The sequence below is a fragment of the Acidovorax sp. BLS4 genome (assembly GCF_032929295.1).
Classification (GTDB): domain Bacteria; phylum Pseudomonadota; class Gammaproteobacteria; order Burkholderiales; family Burkholderiaceae_C; genus Paracidovorax.
The window spans coordinates 4,807,169-4,833,126 of the sequence record NZ_CP136797.1; the positions used below are offsets into that span (position 1 = coordinate 4,807,169).

Annotated in this window: 24 protein-coding genes; 7 read left to right on the plus strand and 17 right to left on the minus strand. The window is 69.8% G+C overall.

Features of this window, described 5'->3' with window-relative positions; all coding sequences use genetic code 11:
• Positions 1 to 46: 46 nt before the first annotated feature.
• Positions 47 to 481 carry a helix-turn-helix domain-containing protein gene (locus R1Z03_RS22165; RefSeq protein ID WP_317355221.1) on the minus strand — a complete coding sequence of 145 codons (435 nt, stop codon included), beginning with the start codon at positions 479 to 481 and terminating at the stop codon, positions 47 to 49.
• Positions 482 to 555: 74 nt separating this feature from the next.
• Between R1Z03_RS22165 and R1Z03_RS22170 the strand changes: the two genes are divergently transcribed.
• Together R1Z03_RS22170 and R1Z03_RS22175 are read left to right on the plus strand one after the other, a co-directional pair.
• Positions 556 to 1,443, plus strand: a complete 888-nt coding sequence (locus tag R1Z03_RS22170; protein WP_317355225.1) for a class I SAM-dependent methyltransferase — start codon at positions 556 to 558, stop codon at positions 1,441 to 1,443.
• Between the two features lie 6 nt (positions 1,444 to 1,449).
• Complete coding sequence (locus R1Z03_RS22175; RefSeq protein ID WP_317355228.1) at positions 1,450 to 1,617, plus strand: hypothetical protein; 168 nt, start codon at positions 1,450 to 1,452, stop codon at positions 1,615 to 1,617.
• A 107-nt stretch (positions 1,618 to 1,724) separates the two neighbouring features.
• Here the strand turns inward: R1Z03_RS22175 and R1Z03_RS22180 are convergent, their stop codons facing one another.
• The 7 genes from R1Z03_RS22180 to R1Z03_RS22210 all read right to left on the minus strand — a co-directional run bounded on the left by R1Z03_RS22180 (position 1,725) and on the right by R1Z03_RS22210 (position 9,152).
• Complete coding sequence (locus R1Z03_RS22180) at positions 1,725 to 1,895, minus strand: hypothetical protein (protein WP_272567028.1); 171 nt, start codon at positions 1,893 to 1,895, stop codon at positions 1,725 to 1,727.
• Positions 1,896 to 2,013: 118 nt separating this feature from the next.
• Positions 2,014 to 2,409, minus strand: coding sequence for a RidA family protein (locus R1Z03_RS22185; protein ID WP_372588286.1), 396 nt, complete (start codon positions 2,407 to 2,409; stop codon positions 2,014 to 2,016).
• A gap of 2 nt (positions 2,410 to 2,411) precedes the next feature.
• Complete coding sequence (locus tag R1Z03_RS22190) at positions 2,412 to 4,091, minus strand: AMP-binding protein (protein WP_317355232.1); 1,680 nt, start codon at positions 4,089 to 4,091, stop codon at positions 2,412 to 2,414.
• A complete protein-coding gene (locus R1Z03_RS22195; RefSeq protein ID WP_317355235.1) occupies positions 4,088 to 5,362 on the minus strand; it encodes an acyl-CoA dehydrogenase family protein in 1,275 nt (424 codons plus the stop codon). The genes R1Z03_RS22190 and R1Z03_RS22195 overlap by 4 nt, the downstream gene beginning before the upstream one ends.
• A gap of 4 nt (positions 5,363 to 5,366) precedes the next feature.
• Positions 5,367 to 6,221, minus strand: coding sequence for an enoyl-CoA hydratase family protein (locus R1Z03_RS22200; protein WP_284401418.1), 855 nt, complete (start codon positions 6,219 to 6,221; stop codon positions 5,367 to 5,369).
• A complete protein-coding gene (locus tag R1Z03_RS22205; protein WP_317355240.1) occupies positions 6,218 to 6,718 on the minus strand; it encodes a MarR family transcriptional regulator in 501 nt (166 codons plus the stop codon). The genes R1Z03_RS22200 and R1Z03_RS22205 overlap by 4 nt, the downstream gene beginning before the upstream one ends.
• Positions 6,719 to 6,722: 4 nt before the next feature.
• Positions 6,723 to 9,152 carry a bifunctional salicylyl-CoA 5-hydroxylase/oxidoreductase gene (locus tag R1Z03_RS22210; RefSeq protein WP_317355243.1) on the minus strand — a complete coding sequence of 810 codons (2,430 nt, stop codon included), beginning with the start codon at positions 9,150 to 9,152 and terminating at the stop codon, positions 6,723 to 6,725.
• Positions 9,153 to 9,269: 117 nt separating this feature from the next.
• Between R1Z03_RS22210 and R1Z03_RS22215 the strand changes: the two genes are divergently transcribed.
• The 3 genes from R1Z03_RS22215 (at position 9,270) to R1Z03_RS22225 (ending at position 11,711) form a co-directional block, all read left to right on the plus strand.
• Positions 9,270 to 10,559, plus strand: a complete 1,290-nt coding sequence (locus tag R1Z03_RS22215; RefSeq protein ID WP_317355245.1) for a cyclopropane-fatty-acyl-phospholipid synthase family protein — start codon at positions 9,270 to 9,272, stop codon at positions 10,557 to 10,559.
• Positions 10,560 to 10,623: 64 nt separating this feature from the next.
• Complete coding sequence (locus tag R1Z03_RS22220; RefSeq protein WP_284415164.1) at positions 10,624 to 10,947, plus strand: DUF1840 domain-containing protein; 324 nt, start codon at positions 10,624 to 10,626, stop codon at positions 10,945 to 10,947.
• Between the two features lie 353 nt (positions 10,948 to 11,300).
• The gene (locus R1Z03_RS22225) at positions 11,301 to 11,711 is read left to right on the plus strand and encodes a structural protein P5 (RefSeq protein WP_317355248.1); all 411 of its coding nucleotides are present in this window, start codon (positions 11,301 to 11,303) and stop codon (positions 11,709 to 11,711) included.
• A 37-nt stretch (positions 11,712 to 11,748) separates the two neighbouring features.
• On the opposite strand, the gene R1Z03_RS22230 is transcribed toward R1Z03_RS22225, so the two are convergent.
• The 9 genes from R1Z03_RS22230 to R1Z03_RS22270 all read right to left on the minus strand — a co-directional run bounded on the left by R1Z03_RS22230 (position 11,749) and on the right by R1Z03_RS22270 (position 22,758).
• Entirely contained in the window at positions 11,749 to 12,807 is a 1,059-nt protein-coding gene (locus R1Z03_RS22230) for a Bug family tripartite tricarboxylate transporter substrate binding protein (RefSeq protein ID WP_372588187.1), read from the minus strand.
• A 218-nt stretch (positions 12,808 to 13,025) separates the two neighbouring features.
• The gene (locus tag R1Z03_RS22235; RefSeq protein ID WP_284401408.1) at positions 13,026 to 14,015 is read right to left on the minus strand and encodes a tripartite tricarboxylate transporter substrate-binding protein; all 990 of its coding nucleotides are present in this window, start codon (positions 14,013 to 14,015) and stop codon (positions 13,026 to 13,028) included.
• Positions 14,016 to 14,198: 183 nt separating this feature from the next.
• On the minus strand, positions 14,199 to 15,446 hold the full coding sequence (locus R1Z03_RS22240; RefSeq protein WP_272567046.1) for a phenylacetate--CoA ligase family protein: 1,248 nt from the start codon (positions 15,444 to 15,446) through the stop codon (positions 14,199 to 14,201).
• Between the two features lie 107 nt (positions 15,447 to 15,553).
• Positions 15,554 to 16,363: an ABC transporter ATP-binding protein gene (locus R1Z03_RS22245; RefSeq protein ID WP_272567047.1), complete on the minus strand. Its 810-nt coding sequence runs from the start codon at positions 16,361 to 16,363 to the stop codon at positions 15,554 to 15,556.
• A gap of 206 nt (positions 16,364 to 16,569) precedes the next feature.
• Entirely contained in the window at positions 16,570 to 17,895 is a 1,326-nt protein-coding gene (locus tag R1Z03_RS22250; protein WP_317355267.1) for an ABC transporter substrate-binding protein, read from the minus strand.
• A gap of 53 nt (positions 17,896 to 17,948) precedes the next feature.
• A complete protein-coding gene (locus tag R1Z03_RS22255; RefSeq protein ID WP_272567051.1) occupies positions 17,949 to 19,025 on the minus strand; it encodes a branched-chain amino acid ABC transporter permease in 1,077 nt (358 codons plus the stop codon).
• 31 nt (positions 19,026 to 19,056) lie between these two features.
• The gene (locus R1Z03_RS22260) at positions 19,057 to 19,986 is read right to left on the minus strand and encodes a branched-chain amino acid ABC transporter permease (protein ID WP_272567053.1); all 930 of its coding nucleotides are present in this window, start codon (positions 19,984 to 19,986) and stop codon (positions 19,057 to 19,059) included.
• 16 nt (positions 19,987 to 20,002) lie between these two features.
• On the minus strand, positions 20,003 to 20,788 hold the full coding sequence (locus R1Z03_RS22265; RefSeq protein ID WP_284401399.1) for an ABC transporter ATP-binding protein: 786 nt from the start codon (positions 20,786 to 20,788) through the stop codon (positions 20,003 to 20,005).
• 23 nt (positions 20,789 to 20,811) lie between these two features.
• Positions 20,812 to 22,758 carry an AMP-binding protein gene (locus tag R1Z03_RS22270; protein WP_317355270.1) on the minus strand — a complete coding sequence of 649 codons (1,947 nt, stop codon included), beginning with the start codon at positions 22,756 to 22,758 and terminating at the stop codon, positions 20,812 to 20,814.
• A 272-nt stretch (positions 22,759 to 23,030) separates the two neighbouring features.
• Between R1Z03_RS22270 and R1Z03_RS22275 the strand changes: the two genes are divergently transcribed.
• The gene (locus R1Z03_RS22275) at positions 23,031 to 24,215 is read left to right on the plus strand and encodes an ATP-binding protein (RefSeq protein WP_317355273.1); all 1,185 of its coding nucleotides are present in this window, start codon (positions 23,031 to 23,033) and stop codon (positions 24,213 to 24,215) included.
• Positions 24,216 to 24,268: 53 nt separating this feature from the next.
• Entirely contained in the window at positions 24,269 to 25,948 is a 1,680-nt protein-coding gene (locus R1Z03_RS22280) for an AAA family ATPase (RefSeq protein WP_317355276.1), read from the plus strand.
• The last annotated feature ends 10 nt before the right edge of the window (positions 25,949 to 25,958 follow it).

Here is a 25,958-nt window from a genome sequence, read left to right on the forward strand (position 1 = left end):
GTGGATCGATTGTGCCCTTTGCCGCAGGCCATGGGGCCCTGGCGGGTCAGTGGCCTGGATCGGCGGGCCGCCTGGGACGGCCGATGGCAGCCCCCGCCCCGGCGGCGCGCAGGAGGCGCCGGAAGGTGGGGCATTCCATGTGGCTGGGGGCCTTGCAGCGCGCGGCGTGCTGCAGCCCGTCGCGCATGGCGGTGAGCTGGCGGATGATGGTGTCCAGGTCGTCGGCCTGGGCCAGGAGCCGGTCGCGGTCGATGCGCGGCTGGCCGTCGGGGCCGAACATCTGCCCGATGGCGTCCAGCGAGAAGCCGGCCGCCCGCCCGAGCGCGACGAGCGCGAGCCGCTCCACCACGCCCGCATCGAACAGCCGCCGCAGGCCGTGCCGCCCGACGGAGGCGATCAGGCCTTTTTCTTCGTAGAAGCGCAGCGTCGATGCCGGCAGGCCCGAACGGCGTGCCACCTCGGCGATGTCCAGGATCTCCATGGGCTTGACCTCAAGTCGGCTTGAAGTCGCACAGTCTAGCTTTCACTCCCTTTCCAGGCACCCAGGAGGCCGCCATGAACCCACCCCTTTCGATCGATTCCCCGCAAGCCGCGCTCTGGAACGGCGCCGCCGGCCACGCCTGGGTGCAGGCGCAGCCCCTGCTCGACCGCATGTTCGCGCCCTTCGAGGCCCTGCTCGCCGAGGCGGCCGACGCCCCTGGCGCGGGGCCCGGCATGCAGGTGCTCGACATCGGCTGCGGCACCGGGGCCACCACGCTGGCCATCGCGCGCCGGCTGGGCGACCAAGGGCGCTGCACCGGGATCGACCTTTCCGCGCCCATGGTCGCCGCGGCGCGCCAGCGCGGCCTGCGCGAGGGGCTGACGGTGCCCCGCGCGGACTTCGTCTGTGCCGATGCGCAGACCCATGCGTTCGCGCCGGCTTCCGTGGATCGGCTGGTGTCGCGCTTCGGGGTCATGTTCTTCGGAGACCCGGTGGCGGCGTTCGCCAACCTGCGCCGCGCGGCGCGCCCCGGCGCCAGCCTGTGCGCCGTCGCGTGGCGCAGCGCGGCGGAGAACCCCTTCATGACGGCCGCCGAGCGCGCCGCCGCCCCGCTGCTGCCGGGCCTGCCCGTGCGCCAGCCGGATGCGCCGGGCCAGTTCGCGTTCGCGGACCGCGAGCGGGTGGCGGGCATCCTGCGGGCCAGTGGCTGGGCCGGCATCGAGATCGAGCCCCTGGATGTCGTCTGCACGCTGCGGCGCGACGAACTGGTGCCTTATTTCACCGGCCTCGGCCCGGTCGGCCTGGCCCTGCGCAGCGCCGACGGGCCGACCCGCACCCGGGTCGTCGCGGCCGCGCGGGCGGCTTTCGAGCCCTTTGTGCAGGGCGAGGCGGTGCGCTTCGGCGCGGCCTGCTGGCGGATCGCCGCGCAGGCCGCGGCGGGTGGCACGCAAGGCTGGCGTTAGAGGGCCGTGGCCCGCCTCCTGGCCCGCTGCGGGGTGAACGATCGCCTGCCGGCCGCGCTGAACGTGCAGAACGTGTTCGACCGCAAGGACATCGCCGCGATGTCGGGCTGGTGGTACTCGGGCAGGTACGGCGCGCCGCGCAGTGCGCAGGTGACGGCGCGCTACCGGTTCTGAGCCGGCGGGCCGAGCGCGCCGCCGCCGCGTTGGCGCGCCACCGTCGCACCATGAAAAAAGCCCTCCGGAGAGGGCTTTGGCGTTGCGCTGGGCGCGAAGGGGGCTTTTCAGCCGCCCTTCTTGGAGCGCTTGCCGGGGTTCTTCTTGCTGCGGGTGGCGACGCCACGCTCCAGGCTCACGCGCTGGCCGCGGCCGGGGGTGGCCAGGGTCACGCCGGGCAGTGGCTGGGGACGGGGGGTGCGCTTGCGGTCGGCTTCGGTAACGATCTTGTTGCCCATTTGGGAGGCTCCTGGAGAGAAAAGTGAAAAACACGCTATTAGGCCACATCGTGCAGCCGTGCCCGGTGCGGGCCGTTTCCGCCCCCGCCGGGGCGCTGGGAAGTGCAGGGGGCCGCGCTCAGTCCGGCAGCACGGCGGTGGCCTCGATCTCGATGCGCGCGCGCGCTTCCATGAGGCCGGCGACCTGCACGCAGGCCATGGCCGGAAAGTGCCGGCCCAGCACCTCGCGGTAGGCGGCGCCCAGCTCTTTCAGGCGCGCGTTGTATTCCTCGCGGTCCACCACGTACCAGGTCATGCGCACCAGGTGCTCGGGGCCGGCGCCGCCGGCCTCCAGCACGGCGCGCACGTTCAGGAAGGTCTGGCGGGCCTGGACGATGAAGTCGTCGCTCTCGAACTCCTGGCGGGCGTTCCAGCCGATCTGGCCGCCCACGAAGAGCAGCGTGCCGCGGGCGGCCACGCCATTGGCGTAGCCCTTGGGGGGCGCCCAGTCGGGCGGTTGCAGTCGGGTGTGCAGGGTCATGTCTTGGGGGATGGAAGTGGGGCGTTGGCGGCCGCAGCGGCCGCGCTGTCGCGGGCCAGCGCGGCGGCCTGGCGCAGTTTGAAGCGCTGCAGCTTGCCGGTCTCGGTGCGCGGCAGGGCGGTGGCGAACTCCACGATGCGCGGGTATTTGAAGGGGGCGATGCTGGCCTTCACGTGGTCCTGCAGTGCCTTGGCCAGGGCGTCGTCGCCGGCATGGCCGGGGCGCAGCACGCAGATGGCCTTGACGACCATGCCGCGCTCGTCGTCGGGCACGCCGATCACGGCGCACTCGGCCACGGCGGGGTGGCGCAGCAGGGCATCCTCGACCTCGGGGCCGCCCACGTTGTAGCCGGCTGTGATGATCATGTCGTCGTCGCGCGCCTGGTAGAAGAAGTAGCCGTCGGCGTCCTGCACGAAGGCGTCCCCGGGGTGGTTCCAGCCGTTCTTCACGTAGTTGGCCTGGCGCGCATCGTCCAGGTAGCGGCAGCCCGTGGGGCCGATCACGGCGAGCTTGCCGACCGTGCCGCGCGGCAGCTCGCGCCCGCGCCCGTCCACCACCTTGGCCTGGTAGCCCGGCACCACGCGGCCGATGGCGCCGCGCCGCACTTCGCTGCCGGCCGACGAGATGAAGATGTGGAACATTTCGGTGGCGCCGATGCCGTCGGTCATCTCGATGCCGGTGGCGTCCTTCCACAGCTGGCGCGTGGCGTCCGGCAGGGCCTCGCCGGCACTCACGCAGGTGCGCAGCGCGGGCAGGCCCAGGGCCTTGGCGAAGGGTGCCATCTGCCGGTAGAAGGTGGGCGCGGTGTAGCAGACGGTGGCGCCCACCTCGCGCATCAGCCGCACCATCACCTCGGGGGTGTAGGGCACGTCGGGAAAGTACACGCTCGCGCAGGCGGCCATGGGAAAGAGCAGCAGCCCGCCCAGCCCGAAGGTGAAGGCCAGCGGCGGCGAGCCGACCACGATGTCCTCGGGCGTGGAGCGCAGCACATGGTGCGGCCACGCGCCGCAGGCCGCCAGCACGTCGCGGTGGCTGTGCACCGGCGCCTTGGGATGCCCCGTGGTGCCCGAGGTGAAGGCCATGAGCGCGATGTCGTCCGCCGCGGTGGGGCAGGCGGGCAGCGGCGCGCAGCCGGCCGCGCGCACCAGCAGGTCGTCGGCCGCCGGCGCGGTGTGGAAGGGCACGATGGCGCGCAGCACCGGGTGCTGCACCTGCGCGGCCTGCAGCTCGTCCAGCAGCCGGCCGTCGCACAGCGCGGCGGCGGGCTGGGCGCGCTCGATCACGTCGGACAGCTCCCGCGCGCGCAGCAGCGGCATGGTGGCCACCGCCACCAGCCCGGCATGCACCACGGCCAGCCAGGCGAGCGCCATCTCGGGCGTGTTGCCGCCGCGCAGCAGCACGCGGTTGCCGGGCACCAGGCCCAGGCCGTCCACCAGCACGCGGGCGATGCGCGCGACCTCGTCCTGCGCCTGCGCGTAGGTCCAGGTGCGCGTGGGCGAGCGCAGCAGCGGCCGCCCGCCGTGCCCTGCCTGCGCGGCGCGATCGAACAGCACCTGCACGAGGTTGGCCTGCGCCGGCACCTGCAGCGAGGGCAGGTCGTAGTGCAGCGCGGGCCACTGCTCGCGCGGCGGCAGGCGGTCGTGGACGAAGGTGTCGGGCTGTGCGCTGGGGGTCATGCCTGCTGCTCCTGCAAGACGGCTTTGCCGATGATGAGTTGCTGGACCTCGGTGGCGCCTTCGTAGATGCGCAGCGCGCGGATGTCGCGGTACAGCGATTCGATCTTGGCGCCCACCTCGACGCCGCGCCCGCCGTGCATCTGCAGGGCCATGTCGATCACGCGCTGGGCGTTCTCGGTGGCGGTCATCTTGGCCATCGCAGCGGCGACGCTGCGATTCCGAGCCTCAGAAGGATCGTGCGCGCGGCCCGCGGACAGCGATTCATCGCGCATCCAGGCCGCCCGGTACGTGAGCAGCGCCGCGCCATCGACCAGCGCCGCCATCTCGCCCAGCTTGGCCTGCGTGAGCTGGAAGTCGCCCAGCGTCTGGCCGAACATGCGGCGCGTGCGCGCATGGTGCACCGCCTCGGCGAGCGCGCGCCGCGCCAGCCCCAACGCGGCGCCCGCCACCGAGGCGCGAAAGATGTCCAGCGTGCGCATGGCCAGCTTGAAGCCGCCGTGCAGCTCGCCCAGCAGCGCATCGGCCGGCACGGTGCAGCCGTCGAACGCCAGCGTGGCCAGCGGGTGCGGCGCCATCACCTGGATGTGGCGCGAATCGTCCAGGCCCGGCGTGGGCGCATCGACGATGAAGGCGCTGATGCCGCGCGTGCCGCCGGCCGGGTCGGTCTTGGCGAAGACGCAGTAGAAGTCGGCGATGCCGCCGTTGCTGATCCACGTCTTGGTGCCGTTCAGCGTGTAGGCGCCCATGGCCTCGCCCGCGGTATCGGAGTCGTTCGGGCCCGATGCCGGCGAATTGCTTGCCTGTGTAGCTATTGTTTTCATAGCGCCGACGTCGGAGCCGGCCTCGGGCTCGCTGAGCGCGAAGGCGGCGATCTTCTCGCCGCGCGCCACCGCGGGCAGGTAGCGTGCCTGCTGCGCGGCGCTGCCGGCCAGCGTGATCGCGCCGCTGCCCAGGCCCTGCATGGCGAAGGCGAAGTCGGCCAGGGGCGAGTGGTAGGCCAGGGTCTCGCGCAGCAGCACCAGCGCGCGGGAATCGAGTTCGGCCAGCGCGCCGCCGTGCGCGGCGGGCACGCAGTAGCGCAGCCAGCCGCCGTCGCCCAGGCGGCGCACCCACTCGCGGCAGGCGGCGCGGTCGTCGGATTCGTCCACCGCCTGCGCGGCGGCCCAGGGCACGAGGCCATCCACCAATGCCCGGTGGGCTTCGCCGAAGAACGGCAGGGCGAGGTGCGCCGTGGGCGGGGCGGCGGGCGCGGGGGGCGTGGCGGCGTGCATGGCCTCAATCCCCCGCGAACACGGGTTTCTGCTTGGCCGCGAACGCCTCGTAGGCGCGGCGGAAGTCCTGCGTCTGCATGCAGATGGCCTGCGCCTGGGCCTCGGCCTCGATGGCCTGGTCGATGGTCATGCTCCACTCCTGGCCCAGCATGGTCTTGGTCATGCCGTGCGCGAAGGTGGGGCCCTCGGCCAGCGAGCGGGCCGCGGCCTGCACGTGGGCCAGCAGGTCGGCCGATTCGTGCAGGCCGTTGAAGAAGCCCCAGGCCAGCCCTTCCTGCGCCGTCATCGCGCGGCCGGTGAACAGCAGCTCGGAGGCGCGGCCCTGCCCGATCATGCGCGGCAGCAGCGCGCAGGCGCCCATGTCGGCGCCGGCCAGGCCCACGCGGGTGAACAGGAACGCGGTGCGTGCGGCGGGCGTGCCGTAGCGCAGGTCGCAGGCCAGCGCCACCATGGCGCCGGCGCCGGCGCAGATGCCGTCGATGGCGCCCAGCACCGGCTGCGGGCAGGCGCGGATGGCCTTCACCAGGTCGCCCGTCATGCGCGTGAACTCCAGCAGTTCGGGCATGGTCATGCCGGTGAGCGGGCCGATGATTTCGTGCACGTCGCCGCCCGAGCAGAAGTTGCCGCCCGCGCCGGTCACCACCACGGCCTTCACGTCGGTCGCCGTGCGCAGCGCGCCGAAGAAGTCGCGCAGCTCGGCATAGCTCTGGAAGGTCAGCGGGTTCTTGCGCTCGGGCCGGTCCAGCGTGATGGTGCCCACGCCGCGGTCGAACTGCCAGGCGAAGTGCCGTGCCGCGTAGGGGGCCCGGGGCTCGAACTGCGGGCGCATGGGGTTGCCCGCGGAGATGTAGTGCTTCATGCGTTGGTTTCCTGGAGGGTGGGGGTGGCTGCCTGGGCGTGGGCCTTCACCTTGCCGAGCAGCCGGTGCAGGCTGGCGATGTCGCGCTCGCCGAGCGGGCCGAAGGCCTCGACGATCCACTGCGCGTGCGCGTGGGCCATCGCGTCGAACTGTTCGCGCCCGCACGGCGTGAGCCGCACGAGGAACACGCGGCGGTCGCCCGCCACGTCCACGCGTTCCACCAGCCCTTCGGCGACGAGCTGGTCGGTGATGCCGGTCACGTTGCCGCTGGTGACCATCATGCGGCGCGAGAGGTCCTTCATCTTCAGGCCCTCGGGCGCGCGTTCGAGCTGCGCCATCAGGTCGAAGCGCGGCAGCGTGGTGCCGAACTGGTCGCGCAGGCGGGTGCGCACCTGCTTTTCCACCAGTTGCGTGCAGGTGAGCAAGCGCAGCCACAGGCGCAGGGCCTCGGGGTGCTCGCTGGGGGCGGCGCCGTGCAGGCGGGCTTCGAGGTCCATCGTTTCAGTCCAGGGCATCGTTTGCTATTGTTTTAATAGCGTTATGCCATAGTACCGATTGCGCTGGGGCCTGTTTTTGCTTGGAGGCCTCGCGCAGCAGCTGGTCGCGGCCCGGGCCGTAGGGGCGCGGCCAGTGCACGTGGCGGCTGGCCGTCTCGCCCAGTTGCGCGGCGGCGTGCAGCGTCCAGGCCGGGTCGGCCAGGTGCGGGCGGGCGAGGGCACAGAGGTCGGCGCGGCCGGCGGCGATGATGCTGTTGGCATGGTCGGCCTCGCTGATGGCGCCCACGGCCATGGTGGCGATCTCCACCTCGTTGCGGATGCGGTCGGCGAACGGCGTCTGGTACATGCGCCCGTACACCGGCCGGGCGGCGCGCGTGGTCTGGCCGGAAGAGACGTCGATCAGGTCGCAGCCCGCGGCCTTGAACCACCGCGCCATCGCCACGGCGTCGTCCGGCGTGGTGCCGCCGGGTGCCCAGTCGTGGGCCGAGATGCGCACGCTCATGGGGCGCTCGGCGGGCCACACGGCGCGCACCGCCGCGAACACCTCGAGCGGGTAGCGGCAGCGGTTTTCCAGGCGGCCGCCGTATTCGTCGGTGCGCTGGTTGGTGAGCGGGCTGATGAAGCTGGCCAGCAGGTAGCCGTGCGCGCAGTGCAGCTCCAGCCAGTCGAAGCCGCAGGCGGCCGCACGCCGGGCGCTGGCCACGAAGGCGGCGGTGAGCGCGTCCATGTCGGCGCGCGTCAGCGCGGCGGGCGTCTGGTTCTGCGGGCCGTAGGGCAGGGCGCTGGCGGCGCGCAGCGGCCAGTTGCCGTGCGGATCGCCCTCGGGCAGGGGCTCGTCCGTGCCCTCCCAGCCCACGCGCGTGGAGCCCTTGGGGCCGCTGTGGCCCAGTTGCAGGCCGATCTTGGCGCGGCTGCTGCCGTGCACGAAATCCACGATGCGCGTGAAGGAGGCCTGCTGCGCATCGTTCCACAGCCCGGTGCAGGCGGGGGTGATGCGGCCGTCGGGCGTGGGGGCGGTCATCTCCACCATCACCAGCGCAGCGCCGCCGAGGGCGCGGGCGCCCAGGTGCACCAGGTGGAAGTCCTGCGGCACGCCCTCGACCGCGCTGTAGGTGGCCATGGGCGAGACGACGATGCGGTTATCGAGCGTGAGGCCGCGCAGCGTGAAGGGCGTGAGCATGGGCGGCACCGCGGCGCCGCTGTCGCCGGGCACGCCGACGGGTGCCGGGGCCGGCGCCGTGCCGACCGTGGGGCGCGCCTGGGCCAGCCAGGCCTCGTAGCCCTCCAGCCAGCGCGCATCGCGCAGGCGCAGGTTCTCGTGGCTGATGCGCTGGCTGCGCGTGAGCAGCGAATAGGCGAACTGCTCCACCGGCAGCCGGCTGTAGCGCGCCACGTTCTCGAACCACTCGGTGGAGTTGCGCGCGGCGTTCTGGATCTTGAGCACCTCGACGCTGCGGCGCGCCTCGTAGTCGTGCAGCGCCTGCTCCAGGGTCGCGCCGGTGGCCAGCGTCTGGGCCAGGTCGATGGCGTCTTCCAGCGCGAGCTTGGTGCCGCTGCCGATCGAGAAATGCGCCGTGTGCGCGGCATCGCCCATCAGCACGATGGGCACCGCCTTGCCGGCGATGGTTTCCCGATGCACCCAGGTGCGGCAGATCACGCGCGGAAAGCGGATCCAGTTGGCCGAGCCGCGCAGGTGCGTGGCGTTGCTGATGAGCGCGTGCCCGCCCAGGTAGGGCGCGAAAAGCCGCTCGCAGAAGGCGATGGCCTCGGGCTGCTCCATGCGGTCCAGCCCGTGGGCCTGCCACACGGCCTCGGGCGTCTCGACGATGAAGGTGGAGGTGTCGGCGTCGAACTGGTAGGCGTGCGCCTGGAACCAGCCGTGCTCGGTCTCTTCGAACGCGAAGGTGAAGGCCTCGAACTTCTGGTGCGTGCCCAGCCACACGAAGCGGCACTGGCGCAGGTCGATGTCGGGCTGGAAGACCTCGGCATAGCGCGTGCGGATGCGGCTGTTCAGGCCGTCGCTGGCGATCACCAGGTCGGCGCCGTAGCGCGCGGCGAGCGCCTGGTCGTCGGACACGTCGGTCTCGAACACCAGCTCCACGCCCAGCGCCAGGCAGCGCTCCTGCAGGATGTTGAGCAGCCGCTTGCGCCCGATGCCGCAAAAGCCGTGGCCGCTGGAGCGCACGCTGCGCCCGCGCAGGAACACCGCCACGTCGTCCCAGTGGTTGAACGCATCGCCGATCTGCGCGGCGGTTTCGGGATCGGCCGCCTGCAGGTTGGCCAGCGTCTGGTCTGACAGCACCACGCCCCAGCCGAAGGTGTCGAACGGCCGGTTGCGCTCCACCACCACGACGCGGTGCGCCGGGTCCTGCCGCTTCATCAGCAGGGCGAAATAAAGGCCGGCGGGACCACCGCCGATGCACAGGATGTTCATGTGAAAACAGTTTAGGCTTAAACGAATTACTGTCAATGGGGCCTGTGCCGATCGGGCGCGCCCGTGTCGGACAACGGCCATTGACGAGGCGTTGGGGCGGTTCAAGAATCGACGGCCATGAAACCGCTGCTGCACGCCCTGCAAGCCCGGCTGGAATCCCTGCCGGTGGACCTGTCGCTCGAACTGCCCGGCGGGCAGCGGCTGGGCCGCGCGCAGGCCCCGGTGGCGCTGCAGTTCCGCGACCGCCGCTCGCTGGCGGCGCTGCTCTCGGGCGAGGTGGGCGACCTGGGCGCGGCCATCGTCGAGGGGCGCGTGCGCTTCGAAGGCCGCATGCGCGACCTGGTGGCGGCGGCCGCCGCCCTGCTGCAGGGCGACCCGGCGCGCGAACAGGCCGGGTGGTGGACGCGCATGATGGCCCGCGCCCGCTCGCGCGCGGTGCACACCATCACGCGCGATGCGCAGCAGGTGCGGTTCCACTACGACCTGTCCGACGACTTCTACGCCCTGTGGCTGGACCCGCGCCGCGTTTATTCGTGCGCCTACTACCGCGACGGCGCCATGGACCTGGCCCAGGCGCAGGAGGCCAAGCTCGACCACATCTGCCGCAAGCTGCGGCTCGCGCCGGGCCAGCGCTTCCTGGACATCGGCGCGGGCTGGGGCGGGCTGCTGCTGTGGGCGGCCGAGCACTACGGCGTGGACGCCACCGGCATCACCCTGTCGCGCAACCAGCACGCGCACGTGTCGCGCCTCATCGCCGAGCGGGGCCTGTCGGGCCGCGTGCGCATGGAACTGCGCGACTACCGCGAACTGCAGCACCCCGAGCCCGCGCCGTTCGACCGCATCGCCTCGGTGGGCATGTTCGAGCACGTGGGCCGCGCGCACATGCCCGATTACTTCGCCACCGTGCGCCGGCTTTTGCGGCCCGGCGGGCTGCTGCTCAACCACGGCATCACCTCGGGCGGCGTGGACAACGCGCAGCTGGGCGCCGGCCTGGGCGACTTCATCGAAAAGTACATCTTCCCGGGCGGCGAGCTGCTGCATGTGAGCGCCGTGCTGCACGATCTGGCGGCCAGCGGCCTGGAGATGGTGGACACCGAGAACCTGCGCCCGCACTACGCGCGCACGCTCTGGGCCTGGTCCGACGCGCTGGAGGCGCGGCTGCAGGAAGCGCTGCGCGTGCTCTCGGCCGGGGTCGGCGCGCCGCAGGGCGAGCGTGCCCTGCGCGCCTACCGCCTCTACCTGGCCGGCAGCGCCATGGGATTCGAGCGCGGCTGGATGGCCCTGCACCAGATGCTGGCCGCGCGGCCCGACGGCGACCTGGCCACCGGCGCCCTGCGCGGGGCCCAGTCGGACTATCCTTTCACCCGCGACTACATGCATTCACGCACCGGCCCGGCCGGGCATTGACGGCTGCAAGCCACCCCATCACCCCTACCTAGCCACCCACCCTTACCAAGGACCCTCGCCACCCATGCTGTACAAGTTCAAATCCCGCGCCACCGCCGACGTCATCATGCTGGAGGCCAACGGCCGCCAGCTGCTGCAGATCATGGGCAAGGGCACCGACCCGCACGGCATCGTCACCGCCGCGCAGATCCCCGCCGCGCTCCAGGCACTGGAGGCCGCCGTCGCAGCCGACGACGCCAAGGGTCGGTCCGATGCCGGCGAGGCGCCGGGCAGCGAGGACGACGATGCGGGCGAGCGCCCCGACACCGTGCGCCTGCGCCAGCGCGCGGCGCCGATCATCGACATGCTCCAACGCAGCGCCGCGGAAGGGCACGACGTGGTCTGGTGAACCAGGCCGGACCGGCGCTGCGGCAGGCCGCCATGAGGCCGGTCACGCGGGCGTCGGCCGCGGCATGCAAGTCCCTCCTGGCGGAGGAAGTGAAGGCCAGGATCGGGGCCGGCATGCCGGATTTTTCAGGCGAGAACGTTTCGAATTTCCGCAGCGCGGCACCCGTGGTGCCGATCGGGCCGGCCCGACCTTAAAAGTTCTGAAACCTGCTTCAGCGCGGCATGGAAAGCGTGAATTTCAGGACCCGGGCACCTACAGTTCGAGTCCGAAGCCAGGGGTCGAGCGACCGTGACGCGAGACCCGGGCCCAGCGCCCCACCGTGGGCACCATATCCTGCGTTCTCACCGCTTTTCATGTTGACTCTCGTTCCGCGCGGCATCCGCAACCACAATCCCGGCAACATCGTGCGCAACCACATCGGCTGGCGCGGCATGGCCGAGGACCAGTCGGCCGACCCCCGGTTCGTGGTGTTCTGCGAGCCGTACTGGGGCCTGCGCGCCATGGCCCTGCTGCTGCGCAACTACCAGGCCAAGTACCAGCTGTGCACCATCGACGGCATCATCCGCCGCTGGGCAGCCTGCGGCGAGTGCGATCCCTGCGACTACGTGCGGCAGGTCGCCGGCAGCCTGGACATCAGCCCGCACGCCTTCATCTGCCTGAACGCCGCGATCCTGCCGCCGGTCATGCGCACCATCGTGCAGCTGGAAAACGGCATGCAGCCCTATCCGGATGGGTTGATCGCCCGGGCGGTCAGCGCGTACTGAACGCCCACCGGGAGGCGTGCGGCCGCGCCACCGCGGCTCAATCCACCTTTGCTCCTGACGCCTTCACCACCTGCGCCCACTTGCGGTGTTCGCTGTCGATGTGTTTGGCGAAGTCGGCCGGCGAGTTGCCGCCGGGGATCGCGCCCTGCGCCAGCAGGCGCTCCTTGACGGCCGGGGTGGCCAGGGCCTTGGCGGTTTCCTGCTGGATGCGGGCCACGATTTCGGGCGGGGTCCCGGCGGGGGCGAGCAGGCCGAACCACGAGCTGGCCTCGTAGCCCTTGAGATCCGGGCCGCCGACCTCTTCGACCGTGGGCACATCGGGCAGGGCGGGCGAGCGGTGGGCGCTGGTCACGGCCAGGGCCTTGAGCTTGCCGGCCTTGATCTGCGCCATGGAAGACGGCAGGTTGTCGAACATCACGTCCATGTTGCCGCCCACCAGGTCCAGCAGCGCGGGGCCGGAGCCGCGGTAGGGCATGTGCAGCATGTAGGTGCCGGTCATGCTCTTGAACAGCTCGCCAGCCAAGTGGATCGAGGTGCCATTGCCGCTCGATGCCATGTTCAGCTGGCCGGGGTGGGCCTTGGCGTAGCGGATGAAGTCGGGCACCGACTGGATGCCCAGCGTGCGCGCCTTGTCGGCGTTGATCTCCATCACGTTGGGCACGGCCGCCACCAGGGTGATGGGCACGAAGTCCTTGATGGGGTCGTACGGCAGCTTGCTGTACAGCGCGCGGTTGATGCCGTGCGTGCCGACCGTGCCCATCAGCAACGTGTAGCCGTCGGCGGGCGACTTGGCGACCACTTCGGCGCCGATGTTGCCGCCCGCGCCGCCCCGGTTGTCCACGATGAACTGCTGGCCGAAGGCGCGGCCCAGCTCGGGCGCCACGGCGCGCGCCAGGATGTCGGTGGTGCCGCCGGGGGCGAACGGCACGACGATGCGCACCGGCTTGGTGGGCCATGCGCCGGACTGGGCGTGGGCGCCGGGCATCGCGTTCCAAAGGCCGGCGGCCAGCAGCAGGGCGGCGAGCGCCAGTGCGCGGCGGCGCGGCGTGGCAAAGGGCTGTCGAAGGGTCTTGGACGGGGTGGCGGAAAAGCGCATGGGGATCGGTCCTTGGGGCTGGCGGTCAATCCCCCGTTGTAGGCCCCGCTGCGCGAGGCGGGCAGAGGGATGACCCGTAGGCCGGAGCGCGTTCCACGCCTCGCAAAATGCACGCCCCAAGAAAAAAACCGCCCGGGGCGCAAGGCCAGGGGCGGTCGGGGCGATGCGCGGGCGCTGCGTGTGGCGCAGTGCCCGGCCCGTCAGTGGGATCAGTCGGATCAGTCGGCGTAGGTGCCGGCCGCCTTGATGATGGGGCCCCACTTGTCGATCTCGGCCTGCACGAACTTCTTGTGCTCGGCGGGTTCGACGCGCTGGTCGGCCGCCACCACGGCGCCCAGGCCTTCCTGCTTCTTGATGAAGTCGGGGTCTTTCAGCGCGGCCTTCAGGGCGTCGTTGAGCTTCTTGAGCACGTCGGCGGGCGTGCCCTTGGGCGCGTACAGGCCGTGCCAGATCGTGACCTGGAAGTCCTTGACGCCTGACTCGGCCAGCGTGGGCAGGTCCTTGAGGGATGGCGTGGTGAGGCGCTTGGGCGTGGTGACCGCGTAGGCCTTGACCTTCTTGGCCTCGATCTGCGAGGTGGTGTTGGTGGTCTGGTCGCACAGCAGGTCGATCTGGCCACCGATCAGGTCGGTGATGGCGGGTGCCGTGCCCTTGTAGGGCACGGGGGTCATCTCGACCTTGATCGCGCTCTGGTACAGCAGGCCGCACAGGTGGGACGCGGCGCCCAGGCCCGCATGGCCCAGGTTGATCTTGCCCTTGTTCTGCTCGATCCAGGTGGCCAGTTCCTTGTAGTTGTTGGCGGGTAGCGTGGGGCGGGCGATGAGCGTCATGGGCACGTCGTTCACGACGCCCAGGTATTCAAAGTCGTTGGGCACGCTGAACGGCAGCTTGCGGTACAGCGCCGGCATGGTGGCCATGGCGATGTGGTTGAGCAGCAGGGTATAGCCGTCGGCACTGGCGCGCGCCACCTTGGCGGTGCCGATGCTGCTGCCTGCGCCCGCGGCGTTGTCGATCACCACGCTCACCCCACCCAGTGGCTTGCGCATGGCCTCCGCCAGATCGCGTGCCACGCGGTCGGTCGGGCCACCGGCGGCGAAAGGAACGACGATCGTGACCGTCTTGTCCTTGGAGGGAAAACCCTGCGCCTGCGCGCCGAAAGCGGCGGCCACGGCAACGGCCACCAGTGCGGTCTTGAATGTAGTTTTCATGAGGTTCCTTTGAAAAGACGCGCCATGATAGCCACCGGTTTTTACACCGCCATCAAGGTAATTACTTAGCAGTAACGTGTAGGGGTTTAAAGGTTTATAGGCCTGCAGCGCTTGTCTGTATTGGTTTTTCAGCTATTAATATGGGAGCGGCGGGTGCGGCGATCCGGTGGGCGGCTGCCGGGCTCATCGATAGCTGCGTGCGTCCTCGATCACACGGCCGTCGTTGGGCAGCGTGCCGGGGGCCACCATCTCGACCTCGCCGCGCAGCTTGGTCTGCTCGCGCATCGCCTCGGCCAATTGCACGGCCAGGCCGGCGGCGGTCTCGGTGGTTTCCACGCGCAGCAGCATCTGGTCGCTGGCCATCTCGCCGCTCACCACCAGGCGCGCGCGCAGCACCTGCGGAAAGCGCCGCACGATGTCGGCCACCTGGCCGGGGTGCACGAACATGCCGCGCACCTTGGTGGTCTGATCGGCCCGGCCCATCCAGCCCTGGATGCGGGTGTTGGTGCGGCCGGTGGGGCAGGTGCCGGGCAGCACGGCCGAGAGGTCACCCGTGCCGAAGCGGATCAGCGGGTAGTCGGGGTTGAGCGTGGTCACCACCAGTTCGCCCACCTCGCCTTCGGGCACCGGGTCGCCGGTGCCGGGCCGCACGATCTCCACGATCACGCCCTCGTCCAGCACCAGGCCTTCGCGCGCGGTGGTTTCGTAAGCGATCAGGCCCAGGTCGGCCGTGGCATAGCACTGGTAGCCGGCCACGCCCCGCCCGGCCAGCCAGTCGCGCAGCGAGGGAGGAAACGCCTCGCCCGAGACCAGGGCCTTGCCCACGCTGGGCAGCGGCGTGCCCAGCTCGGCCGCCTTGTCCAGCAGGATCTTGAGAAAGCTCGGCGTGCCGATGTAGCCCGCGGGTTTCAGTTCGGCCATGGCCTGCACCTGCTGCTCGGTCTGGCCCGTGCCGCCCGGGAACACCGAGCAGCCCAGCGCATGGGCGCCGGTTTCCATCATCGAGCCGGCGGGCACGAAGTGGTAGCTGAAGCTGTTGTGGATCAGCTCGCCGGGCCGAAAGCCGGCGGCGTGGATGGCGCGCGCCATGCGCCAGTAGTCGCGCCGCGTGCCCTCCGGTTCGTACAGCGTGCCGGGGCTGGCGAACACGCGCGGCATGGCCGCGCCGAACGACAGCGCGCTGAATCCGCCGAACACGTTGGTGGCACGGCCGGCCTGCTGGCGCGCGAGCAGCTCGTGCTTGCGCGTGACCGGCAAGGTGGCCAGCGCCTGGCGCGTGGCGATGCCCGCCGGATCGATGCCCTGCAGGATGCCGGCGAACGCGGGCGAGGCCCGCTGCGCATGCGCCACCTGCGCGGGCAGCGCGGCCATCAATGCGCTTTCGCGGGCTTCGGGCGGGCGGGTTTCGAGGTCGTCGTAGAAAACGCTCATGGATATACCTCCGGGGTGCACGTTCTGGGCGTGCTGGGGATGGGAGACAGGCAAATGGTGGGCTGGACTGCGCCGCGCGGTCGCGGCGCGCCGGATTCGCGGTGGACCTAGGCCAGCCAGCGCTTGCGGCGCTTGTAGCTCTTGACGTCCTTGAAGCTCTTGCGCTCGCCGCCGCCGACGCCCAGGTAGAACTCCTTCACGTCCTCGTTGTTGGCCAGGTCGCTCGCCGCGCCGTCCATCACCACGCGGCCGCTTTCCATGATGTAGCCGTAGTCCGAGTATTTGAGCGCCATGTTGGTGTTCTGCTCGGCCAGCAGGAAGGTCACCTTTTCCTTGGTGTTGAGGTCCTTCACGATGTTGAAGACCTCCTCCACGATCTGCGGCGCCAGGCCCATCGAGGGCTCGTCGAGCAGCACCATGCTGGGGTTGGCCATGAGCGCGCGGCCGATGGCGCACATCTGCTGCTCGCCGCCCGAGGTGTAGGCGGCCTGCGAGGTGCGGCGGGTCTTCAGGCGCGGGAAGTACGCGTACACCTTCTCCAGGTTGGCCGCGATCTCGGCGCGGCTGGTGCGGGTGTACGAGCCCGTCATCAGGTTCTCTTCGATGGTGAGGTGGGCGAAACAGTGGCGCCCCTCCATCACCTGCACCACGCCGCGCTGCACGAGGTCGGCGGGCGAGAGGTTCTCGATGCGCTCGCCCCGCAGCTCGATGCTGCCCTTGGTGACCGCGCCGCGCTCGCCCTGCAGCAGGTTGGAGATGGCGCGCAGCGTGGTGGTCTTGCCCGCGCCGTTGCCACCCAGGATGGCGACGATGCCGCCTTCGGGCACCTGCAGCGAGACGCCCTTGAGCACGAGGATCACGTGGTTGTAGATGACCTCGATGCCGTTGACGTTCAGGACGATGTTTCTGGGTTCCATGGTGTTGCCTTCGCTGTGCCAATCGAAAGCGCTGCGGTGCAACGCTTTCGATTGGCGGCTGTGAACACAGCCTCAAAAAACCGGCGCGCCCCACGCCAGCAGACGCCGCGCAAGGGCCGCCCCGCGGCGCTGGCGTCGTCCCCCTTCCGCTTCGCACAGCGAAGCCAGAGAAGGGGGAAGCCGCGCAGCGGCTCAGGGGGTTGTCCTTAGCTCTGGCAGTCGGCCGCATCCCGCCGCGTCATCTTCTTGTCGGCCAGGTACTTGTCGGAGCCGGCCTTGATCATGGGCTTCAGGATCTGCTCGTCGGCCTGGTACCAGTCGGAGGAGAAGTCCCACTTCTTGCCGTCCCAGGTGTGCACGCGCGACCAGGTGGAGCCCATGTGGTCGGAGCAGCTCGTGGACAGCGGCCGCATGATCCCGTTGAAGCCCAGCGCGTCGAGCTTCTTCTGATCGAGCGCGAGGTTCTCCATGCCCCAGCGCACCTGCTCGCCGGTCATGACCTTGCCCTTGCCGAAGCGCTCCTGCGCGCGGCGCACGGCCTCGACGGCCAGCATCTGGATGATCACGCCGCGCGTGTACAGCACCGAGCCCACTTCGTCCTTCGGCCCCGTGCCCTGGCCCTTGTCGTGCACGTTCTTCAGGATGTCCTGGATCACCTTGGACTGCGTGCCGTAGCCGTTCAGCGCCAGCGCGTGGTAGCCCTTGGCGCCTTCGCCCACGTCGCGCACATCCGGCTCGGCGCCGGCCCACCACACGCCATAGAGCTTGTCGCGCGGGAAGCCCGTGGCCTGCGCTTCTTTCAGGGCAGTGGAGTTCATCACGCCCCAGCCCCACAGCAGCACGTAGTCGGGGCGGCTCTGGCGCACCTGCAGCCAGGTGGCCTTCTGCTCCACGCCGGGAGCGGTCACGGGCAGCATCTGCAGCTCGAAGCCGTGCATCCTGGCGCGCTCCTGCAGCACCGGAATGGGCTCCTTGCCGAACGGGCTGTCGTGGTAGACCAGCGCGATCTTCTTGCCCTTGAGCTTGTCCAGCCCGCCGGCCTGCTTGCCGATGTGCTGGATCAGGATGTCGGCGCCCGTCCAGTAGCTGCCCATGAAGGGGAAGTTCCACTTGAAGGCCATGCCGTCCTGCGCGACCGACAGGCCGTAGCCCAGCGTCATCAGCGGGATCTTGTCCACCGGGGCTTTTTCGGTCAGCGCGAAGGTGATGCCCGTGGCCTGCGGATCGAACAGCGCCACGCCGGGGCGGCCCTTCAGGCGCTCGTAGCACTCCACACCGCGGTCGGTGGCGTAGCCGGTCTCGCATTCCTCGAACGTGAGCTTGACGCCGTTCACGCCGCCGTCGCGCGCGTTGATCATCTTGATGTAGTCCTGCTTGCCGTTGGCCCACGGCACGCCGTTGGGCGCATACGGCCCCGTGCGGTACGACAGCAGCGGAAAGAACTGCTCCTTGGCCTGCGCGACGGCGCTGGTCGACACGGACACACTGCCTGCCGCCACGAGGGCGGCGATCACGAGTTTCGAAAGCTTCATTTGTCTCTCCTTGGAAATTGAATGGATTGAAGCGCGGGGGGGAACCGGGTGGATCAGTGTGGGAAGGGCCACAGGCGCAGCTTTTGCTTGGCCGTGGACCACAGCTTGGCCAGGCCGTGCGGCTCGACGATGAGGAACCACACGATGAGCGCGCCGAAGATCATCAGCTCGGCGTGCGACACGCCGGCCGTGGAGATGTGGATGCCGAACAGGCCCATCAGCGCGGGCAGGAACTGGTTGAGCACGATGGGCAGCACCACGATGAAGGCCGCGCCGAAGAAGCCGCCCATGATCGAGCCCAGCCCGCCGATGATCACCATGAACAGCAGCCGGAACGACACCTCCACCGAGAACGCCGCAGGCTCCCACGCGCCCAGGTGCACGAAGGCCCACAGCGCGCCGGCCATGCCCACGATGAACGAGCTGACAGCGAAGGCGCTGAGCTTGGCGTACATGGGACGGATGCCGATCACCGCGGCGGCCACGTCCATGTCGCGGATGGCCATCCACTCGCGGCCCACTGCGCCGCGCACCAGGTTCTTGGCCAGCAGCGCCACCACCACGAGCAGGGCGAGGCAAAAGAGGTACTTGGACTGCGCGCTTTCGATGGGCATACCGAACACCTGCAGTCCGTTGACCGACACCGAGCCCGAGTCGGAGTTGTTGGTGAACCACTTGATGCGCAGGAACATCCAGTCGCTGAAGAACTGCGCCGCCAGCGTGGCTACCGCCAGGTACAGCCCCTTCACGCGCAGGCTGGGCAGCCCGAAGAGGATGCCGAAGAACGTGGCGCACAGCCCGCCCAGCACGATGGCCGGAATGAGCGGCAGGCCCGGCACGCGCACGAAGAAGTTGTAGGCCCCGTAGGCGCCCACGGCCATGAAGGCCCCCGAGCCCAGCGAGATCTGCCCGCAGTAGCCCACGAGGATGTTCACGCCCAGCGCGGCCATGGACATGATGACCAGCGGGATCAGGATCGCGCGGAAGAAATAGTCGCTCGCCAGCATCGGCACGGCGATGAAGGCCACGGCCAGCAGCACCACCATGGCGATGCGGTCCTGCGCGATGGGAAAGATCTGCTGGTCGGCGCGGTAGCTGGTCTTGAACTGTCCGTTTTCGCGGTAGAGCATGGCGTGTCTCCTGTGTTCTTGTCGTTATGGGTTACACGCGGTCAATGATCTTCTCTCCGAACAAGCCCTGGGGCCTGAAGAGGAGAAAGACCAGCGCCAGCACGTACGCGAACCAGATCTCGATGCCCCCGCCCACGAAGGGCCCCAGGTACACCTCGGAGAGCTTCTCGCCCACGCCGATGATCAGCCCGCCGATGATGGCCCCCGGCACCGAGGTGAGGCCGCCCAGGATCACCACCGGCAGCGCGCGCAGCGCCACCGTGGTGAGCGAGAACTGCACGCCCAGCTTGCTGCCCCAGATCATTCCGGCCACCAGCGCCACCACGCCCGCCACGCACCACACGATCACCCAGATGCGGTTGAGCGGAATGCCGATGGACTGCGCCGCCTGGTGGTCGTCGGCCACGGCGCGCAGCGCGCGGCCGGTGGAGGTCTTCTGAAAGAAGATGCTCAGCAGGATCACCAGCCCCGCGGCGATGGCGGCGGCGATCACGTCTTCCTTGTTGATGAGCACGCCGCCCTCGAACATCGACTCGAGGGCGAAGATCGGCTCCTTGGGCATGCCGATGTCGATCTTGTAGATGTCGCTGCCGAACATCGTCTGGCCCAGGCCTTCGAGGAAGTAGGTGATGCCCAGCGTGGCCATGAGCAGCGTGGCGCCTTCCTGGTTGACCAGGTGGCGCAGCACCAGCCGCTCGATGCACCAGGCCACCACGAACATGAGCGCGCCGGCCAGGACGAAGGCCGCGATGCCGGCCAGCAGCCGGCTGTCGATGCCGGTCCATTGGGGAATCCATTCGGACAGCCGGGCCATCGCGAGCGCCGCGAACAGCACCATCGCGCCCTGCGCGAAGTTGAAGACGCCCGAGGCCTTGTAGATCAGCACGAAGCCCAGGGCCACCAGCGAATACAGCATGCCCGCCATCAGGCCGCCGATCAGGGTTTCGAGAAAGAAAGCCATGGTGTGTGTTCTCCGGTCAGTGCGAGGTGCCGAGATAGGCGCTGATCACGTCGTCGTTGCTGCGCACTTCGTCGGGCGTGCCATCGCCGATCTTCTTGCCGTAGTCGAGCACGACCACGCGGTCGGAGATGTCCATCACCACGCCCATGTCGTGCTCGATGAGCACGATGGTGGTGCCGAACTCGTCGTTCACGTCGAGGATGAAGCGGCACATGTCCTGCTTTTCCTCCACGTTCATGCCGGCCATGGGCTCGTCCAGCAGCAGCACCTGCGGCTCCATCGCCAGGGCCCGGCCCAGGTCCACGCGCTTTTGCAGGCCGTAGGGCAGCTGGCCCACGGGCGTCTTGCGCCAGGCCTGGATCTCCAGGAAATCGATGATGCGTTCGACGAACGCGCGGTGGCGCATCTCCTCGCGCTCGGCCGGGCCGATGCGCAGCGCCTGCAGGAAGAGGTTGCTCTTGATCTTGAGGTTGCGCCCCGACATGATGTTGTCGATCACGCTCATGCCCTTGAACAGCGCCAGGTTCTGGAAGGTGCGCGCCACGCCCATCTCGGCCACCTGGCGCGAGTTCATGTGCGAGAACGTCTTGCCCCGGAAGGTGATGGAGCCGTCCTGCGGCGCATAGACGCCGTTGATGCAGTTGAGCATCGAGCTCTTGCCCGCGCCGTTGGGGCCGATGATGGCGCGGATCTCGTGCTCGCGCACGTTGAACGAGATGTCGGTGAGCGCTTTCACGCCCCCGAACCGTAGGCTGATGTTCTGGACGTCGAGGATGACGTCGCCGATCTTCTTGGTGGTCATGGTGGGGTCTTGCGGCGTTGCGGTCAGGCGGCCTGCTTCGTTGGGGCGAAGGTCCGGGCGTCGTTGAGCTTGAGCGTGGCGCTCACGCTGCCCGTGCGGCCGTCCTCAAACTTGACCTGCGTCTCGATGAACTGTTCGGTGCGGCCGGCGTACAGCGCCTCCACCAGCGTGCCGTACTTGTCGGCGATGAAGCCGCGGCGGACCTTGTTGGTGCGCGTGAGCTCGCCGTCATCGGCATCCAGTTCCTTGTGCAGCACGAGAAAGCGGCTGATCTGGCTGCCCGCCAGCAGCGCATCGCCCGCGAGGTCGGCGTTCACCTTCTCCACGCAGTCGCGGATCAGCTCGTACACCTCGGGCTTTTGCGCCAGGTCGGTGTAGCCCGCGTAGGGCAGGTTGCGGCGCTCGGCCCAGTTGCCCACGGCGTCGAAGTCGATGTTGACCATGGCGCACACCTTCTCGCGCCGGTCGCCCAGGGCCACGGCCTCCTTGATGTACGGAAAGAACTTGAGCTTGTTCTCCACGTACTTGGGCGCGAACATGGCACCGTCGTTGGCGCCGCCCTGGATGCGGCCCACGTCCTTCACGCGGTCGATGATCTTGAGGTGGCCGTGCGCATCGAGAAAGCCTGCATCGCTCGTGCGATACCAGCCGTCGGCCGTGAGCACCTCGGCCGTGGCGGTGGGGTTCTTGTAGTACTCCTTGAGCAGGCCGGCGGACTTGACGAGGATCTCGCCGTTATCGGCCACCTGGATCTGCACGCCGCGGATTGGCACGCCCACGGTGTCGGCGCGCGCCTGGTGGTCGGGCTGCAGGCACACGAACACCGCCGTCTCGGTGGAGCCGTACAGCTGCTTCAAGTTGATGCCGATCGAGCGGTAGAAGGTGAACAGGTCCGGCCCGATGGCCTCGCCGGCCGTGTAGGCCACCCGCACGCGCGAAAAGCCCAGGTTGTTGCGCAGCGGCCCATAGACCAGCAGGTCGCCCAGCGCGTACTTGATGCGGTCCAGCAGGCCCACGGGCTGGCCGTCCATGCGCGCCGGGCCCACGCGGCGGGCCACCGCCATGCAGGCGTGGAACATCTTGCGCTTGAGCGCGCCCGCGTCTTCCATGCGGATCATCACGCTGGTGAGCAGGCCCTCGAAGATGCGCGGCGGGGCGAAGTAGTAGGTGGGGCCGACCTCCTTCAGGTCGATGGAGACGGTGCCGGCCGACTCGGGGCAGTTCACCACGTAGCCGCAGGCCAGCCACTGCGAGTAGCTGAAGATGTTCTGCCCGATCCACGCGGGCGGCAGGTAGGCCAGCACCTCCTCGGCGGACGTCAGGCGGTCGAACTCGGCGCCGGCCTGCGCGCGGTCGAGCAAGGTGGCGTGCGTGTGCACCACGCCCTTGGGGTTGCCCGTGGTGCCCGAGGTGAAGAACATGGCCGCCACGTCGCCGGGCTGCACCCGGTCGACCTGCGTGCGGAACCAGCCGGGGTTCTGCGCCACGAAGGCGGTGCCGGCCTCGACCAGGGCATCGAGCGACGCCAGGCCCGGCTCGCTGTAGTTGCGCAGGCCGCGCGGATCGTCGAAATACAGGTGCGACAGGGCGGGGCACTGCGCGCGGATCTCCAGCAGCTTGTCCACCTGCTCCTGGTCTTCCACCACGCAAAAGCGCACCTCGGCGTTGTTCAGGGGGTAGATGCATTCGGCGGCCACCGCATCCTGGTACAGCGGCACGGGAATGGCACCCAGCGACTGCGCCGCGAGCATGGTGGCATACAGGCGCGGGCGGTTGGCGCCCACCACCACCAGGTGCTCGCCCGCGTGCAGCCCGGCCTGGTGCAGGCCGGCGCACAGCGTCTCCACCATCGCGGCCAGGCCCGACCAGGTGTGGGTCTGCCAGATGCCGTATTCCTTTTCGCGCAGCGCCGCGTCGGTGGGCCGTTCGGCGGCGTGCCGCAGCAGCAGTTGGGGGAAGGTGGTCGTCATGCCTGTTCCTACCGGTGGTGTCCGCCGAGGCTGCTGGCGGGGCGCGCAGCCATGCAATGGAGATGCAACGGATGGTAGGAACCGCTTTGACGTCTTCTTGTCTTGCCGACGACAATTTGCGGGAAACTCCTGACGGGTGTAACCCTGCTCGCGATGAAGGCCGATCGCGGGCTCGCCAAAGGGGGCGTTCAGTCGGGGCGCCATCCAGAAATATCCCTGTTTATCTCATTTTGTATAAACTATCTTTTCAGAGATAAAAGAGGATATTTGCGATGATTGCCTTCCAGCGGACCGCCCTGGCACAAGCGCTGGTGTCCGCGCTGCAGGGCAAGGCGTTGCTGGGCGATGCCCACAACGGGCTGTTCCTGGCCGCGCCGCGCCGTACCGGCAAATCCACCTTTCTTCAAGGGGACCTGCGTCCGGCCCTGGAGGCCGCGGGCGTGGTGGTGGTCTATGTGGACCTGTGGGCCGACGCTCGGCGCGATCCGGGTGGTTTGATCGCGGAAGCCATCGCCCGCGCACTGGAGCCCCGGCTGGGCCTCGTCGCACGCTCTGCCAGAAAGGCCGGCCTGGACAAGGTGAAGGTCGGCGGGCTGGAGGTGGACACCAGCAAGATCGGCAAGGTGGATGGCCTGACCTTGACCGAAGCCCTGCGCCTTCTGCACGAACGGGCGGGCCAGCCCGTGGCGTTGATCATCGACGAGGCGCAGCACGCTTTGACCAGCGAAGCCGGCGAGGCCGCGATGACCGCCCTGAAATCGGCCCGCGACCAGCTCAACCGGCCCGGGGCGGTGAACCTGATGCTCGTCATGTCGGGCTCGGACCGCGACAAGCTGCTGCGTTTGGTGAACACGGCGGCGGCCCCATTCTACGGATCCCAGATCCAGCGCATGCCTCCTCTGGGTCCCGATTTCATCGCCCATGTGGCCGCCTTGATCGAAGCCCAGCGGCCCGAACTGAAGCCGGTCGATCAGGCTGCGCTGCAGCAGGCGTTCGAGGTTTTCGGCGACCGCCCGCAGTTCTTCATGGCCGCCCTGGGACAGGTGTTGAGCCCCCTGGCGGCGCTGACCGGGCGCTTCGAGCCCGCGCTGCTGCAAGCCGCGCAGCAACAGCAGGCGCAGGACGAAGCGCAGATGGAGTCCGACTACCTCGGCCTCAAGCCGACCGAGCAGGCCGTGCTGTGGCGCATGCTGGAGCAGGGCCCGCGCTTTCGCCCCTACGATGCCGAAGCCCTGCGCTTTTACCGGGACAACGCCGGCCACCCGGTGACGGTGCCGCAGGCCCAGAAAGCGCTGGAGGCGCTGCGCCAGCGCATGCCCGCGCTGGTGTGGAAATCGGCGCGCGGCGAATACGCGCTCGAAGACGCGGCCATGCACCGCTGGTTCGAGGCCCGGGCCGTTGCGGGCCGCTGGCCGCCCGCCCCACTGCAGGGCCTGCTGCCGCTGCAAGACGATTGACCCGCGCGCCGGCCGCAGGGCGATCGCCACGGCAGGGCGGTATCCTTGCCGCCATGTACGCCCCGTTTTTCGGCCTGGAGCACGCGCCGTTTTCCATCGCCCCCGACCCGCGCTATCTGTTCATGAGCGACCGCCACCGCGAGGCGCTGGCGCACCTGCTCTACGGCCTGGACGCCGGTGGCGGCTTCGTGCTGCTGACGGGCGAGATCGGCACCGGCAAGACCACGGTGTGCCGGTGCTTCCTGGAGCAGATCCCGGCGCACTGCAACGTGGCCTACATCTTCAATCCGCGGCTCACGGTGGGCGAGCTGCTGCGCTCCATCTGCGACGAGTTCGGCGTGGCGCACACCCCGGCGGTGCCGGGCTCCGAGACGGTCAAGGACTGCATCGACCCGTTGAATGCCTTCCTGCTGCAGGCCCATGCGGCGGGCCGCAACAACGTGCTCATCATCGACGAGGCGCAGAACCTCTCGGCCGATGTGCTGGAGCAGTTGCGCCTGCTCACCAACCTGGAAACCAGCGAGCGCAAGCTGCTGCAGATCATCCTGATCGGCCAGCCCGAGCTGCGCGGCATGATCGCCGGCCCGTCGCTGGAGCAACTGGCCCAGCGCGTGATCGCGCGCTTTCACCTCGACGCCCTGAGCGCCGAGGAAACCCGCCAGTACATCGCCCACCGCATGGCCGTGGCCGGCCTGCAGGGCGCGTTGCCTTTCACGGCGCGCGCCCTGCAGCGCGTGCATGCCCTGGCGCGCGGCGTGCCCCGGCGCATCAACCTGCTGTGCGACCGGGCGCTGCTCGGCGCCTATGCCGGCGGCGTGCGCGAGGTGAACGAGGCCATCGTGGACCAGGCCGCGCGCGAGGTGTTCGATGCCGCGCCTGCCGCCCGCACGGGCGCCGCTCGGGCGCCGCGATGGGCGGTGGCGGGGGCCGGCGCCCTCGCCGGTGCGGCGGCCGTCGCGTGCGCGGGCTGGGCGCTGGGCTGGTGGCCGCCCACGGGCGCTGCAGTGGCGGGCCCGGGGCCGGTGGTGGCGGCCGGGCCGGCGTCCTCCGTGGTGCCACCGGTGGCCTCCCACGCGGCCTCCCTGCCCGCCGCCTCGGCCGCGGCCACCGTGCCCTCTTCGGCGCTGCAAGGCTTCCTGGCCCTGCAGCCCGAGGGCGAGCACGACGCCTGGCGCGCGCTGGCTGCGGCTTGGGGCGCCCCGTCCGCGCCCGGAGCCGATGCTTGCGCGGGCCTGGCTTCCCAGGGCCTGCGCTGCTTTCGCCAGCGCCGCACGGCGCTGGGCCTTGTGCGCCAGCTCGACCGGCCGGGCGTGATCACGCTGTTCACGGCGGACGAGCGCCCGGTGGCCGTCGTGCTGTCCCGGCTGGACGGCGCCGTGGCCACGCTGTCGGGCGCGGGGCGCACGCTGCAGGTGCCCCTGGCCGATCTGGCGCAGGCCTGGCGCGGCGAGTTCGCCACGCTGTGGCGTGCGCCGCCGGGCCTGCAGGACGGCAGCGATCTGGCCGACCAGCCCGCCACGCTGGCGTGGCTGGACGCCCAGTTGCCGCCCGCGGCCGATGCCGCCGCCGCGCGCAGCGCCCCGCGGGCGGAAGCCGCGCAGCGCCGCGCCCGCATCCAGCGCTTCCAGGTCGCGCAGGGCCTAGTGCCCGATGGCCGCGCCGGACCGCTGACCCTGATGCTGCTCAACCGCGCCGCGGGCGTGGCCGAGCCGCGCCTGAGCACTGCAAGTTAGCCCATGCCAG

Bases quoted from the DNA above. Each gene is read 5' to 3' on its own strand.
- R1Z03_RS22270 (WP_317355270.1), bottom strand. From the start codon at position 22,758: ATGACGACCACCTTCCCCCAACTGCTGCTGCGGCACGCCGCCGAACGG.
- R1Z03_RS22190 (WP_317355232.1), bottom strand. From the start codon at position 4,091: ATGACCCCCAGCGCACAGCCCGACACCTTCGTCCACGACCGCCTGCCG.
- R1Z03_RS22250 (WP_317355267.1), bottom strand. From the start codon at position 17,895: ATGAAGCTTTCGAAACTCGTGATCGCCGCCCTCGTGGCGGCAGGCAGT.
- R1Z03_RS22260 (WP_272567053.1), bottom strand. From the start codon at position 19,986: ATGGCTTTCTTTCTCGAAACCCTGATCGGCGGCCTGATGGCGGGCATG.
- R1Z03_RS22170 (WP_317355225.1), top strand. From the start codon at position 556: ATGAACCCACCCCTTTCGATCGATTCCCCGCAAGCCGCGCTCTGGAAC.
- R1Z03_RS22195 (WP_317355235.1), bottom strand. From the start codon at position 5,362: ATGCACGCCGCCACGCCCCCCGCGCCCGCCGCCCCGCCCACGGCGCAC.
- R1Z03_RS22205 (WP_317355240.1), bottom strand. From the start codon at position 6,718: ATGGACCTCGAAGCCCGCCTGCACGGCGCCGCCCCCAGCGAGCACCCC.
- R1Z03_RS22225 (WP_317355248.1), top strand. From the start codon at position 11,301: ATGTTGACTCTCGTTCCGCGCGGCATCCGCAACCACAATCCCGGCAAC.
- R1Z03_RS22245 (WP_272567047.1), bottom strand. From the start codon at position 16,363: ATGGAACCCAGAAACATCGTCCTGAACGTCAACGGCATCGAGGTCATC.
- R1Z03_RS22255 (WP_272567051.1), bottom strand. From the start codon at position 19,025: ATGCTCTACCGCGAAAACGGACAGTTCAAGACCAGCTACCGCGCCGAC.
- R1Z03_RS22275 (WP_317355273.1), top strand. From the start codon at position 23,031: ATGATTGCCTTCCAGCGGACCGCCCTGGCACAAGCGCTGGTGTCCGCG.
- R1Z03_RS22165 (WP_317355221.1), bottom strand. From the start codon at position 481: ATGGAGATCCTGGACATCGCCGAGGTGGCACGCCGTTCGGGCCTGCCG.
- R1Z03_RS22265 (WP_284401399.1), bottom strand. From the start codon at position 20,788: ATGACCACCAAGAAGATCGGCGACGTCATCCTCGACGTCCAGAACATC.
- R1Z03_RS22215 (WP_317355245.1), top strand. From the start codon at position 9,270: ATGAAACCGCTGCTGCACGCCCTGCAAGCCCGGCTGGAATCCCTGCCG.
- R1Z03_RS22280 (WP_317355276.1), top strand. From the start codon at position 24,269: ATGTACGCCCCGTTTTTCGGCCTGGAGCACGCGCCGTTTTCCATCGCC.
- R1Z03_RS22200 (WP_284401418.1), bottom strand. From the start codon at position 6,221: ATGAAGCACTACATCTCCGCGGGCAACCCCATGCGCCCGCAGTTCGAG.
- R1Z03_RS22210 (WP_317355243.1), bottom strand. From the start codon at position 9,152: ATGAACATCCTGTGCATCGGCGGTGGTCCCGCCGGCCTTTATTTCGCC.
- R1Z03_RS22180 (WP_272567028.1), bottom strand. From the start codon at position 1,895: ATGGGCAACAAGATCGTTACCGAAGCCGACCGCAAGCGCACCCCCCGT.
- R1Z03_RS22230 (WP_372588187.1), bottom strand. From the start codon at position 12,807: ATGCGCTTTTCCGCCACCCCGTCCAAGACCCTTCGACAGCCCTTTGCC.
- R1Z03_RS22235 (WP_284401408.1), bottom strand. From the start codon at position 14,015: ATGAAAACTACATTCAAGACCGCACTGGTGGCCGTTGCCGTGGCCGCC.
- R1Z03_RS22240 (WP_272567046.1), bottom strand. From the start codon at position 15,446: ATGAGCGTTTTCTACGACGACCTCGAAACCCGCCCGCCCGAAGCCCGC.
- R1Z03_RS22220 (WP_284415164.1), top strand. From the start codon at position 10,624: ATGCTGTACAAGTTCAAATCCCGCGCCACCGCCGACGTCATCATGCTG.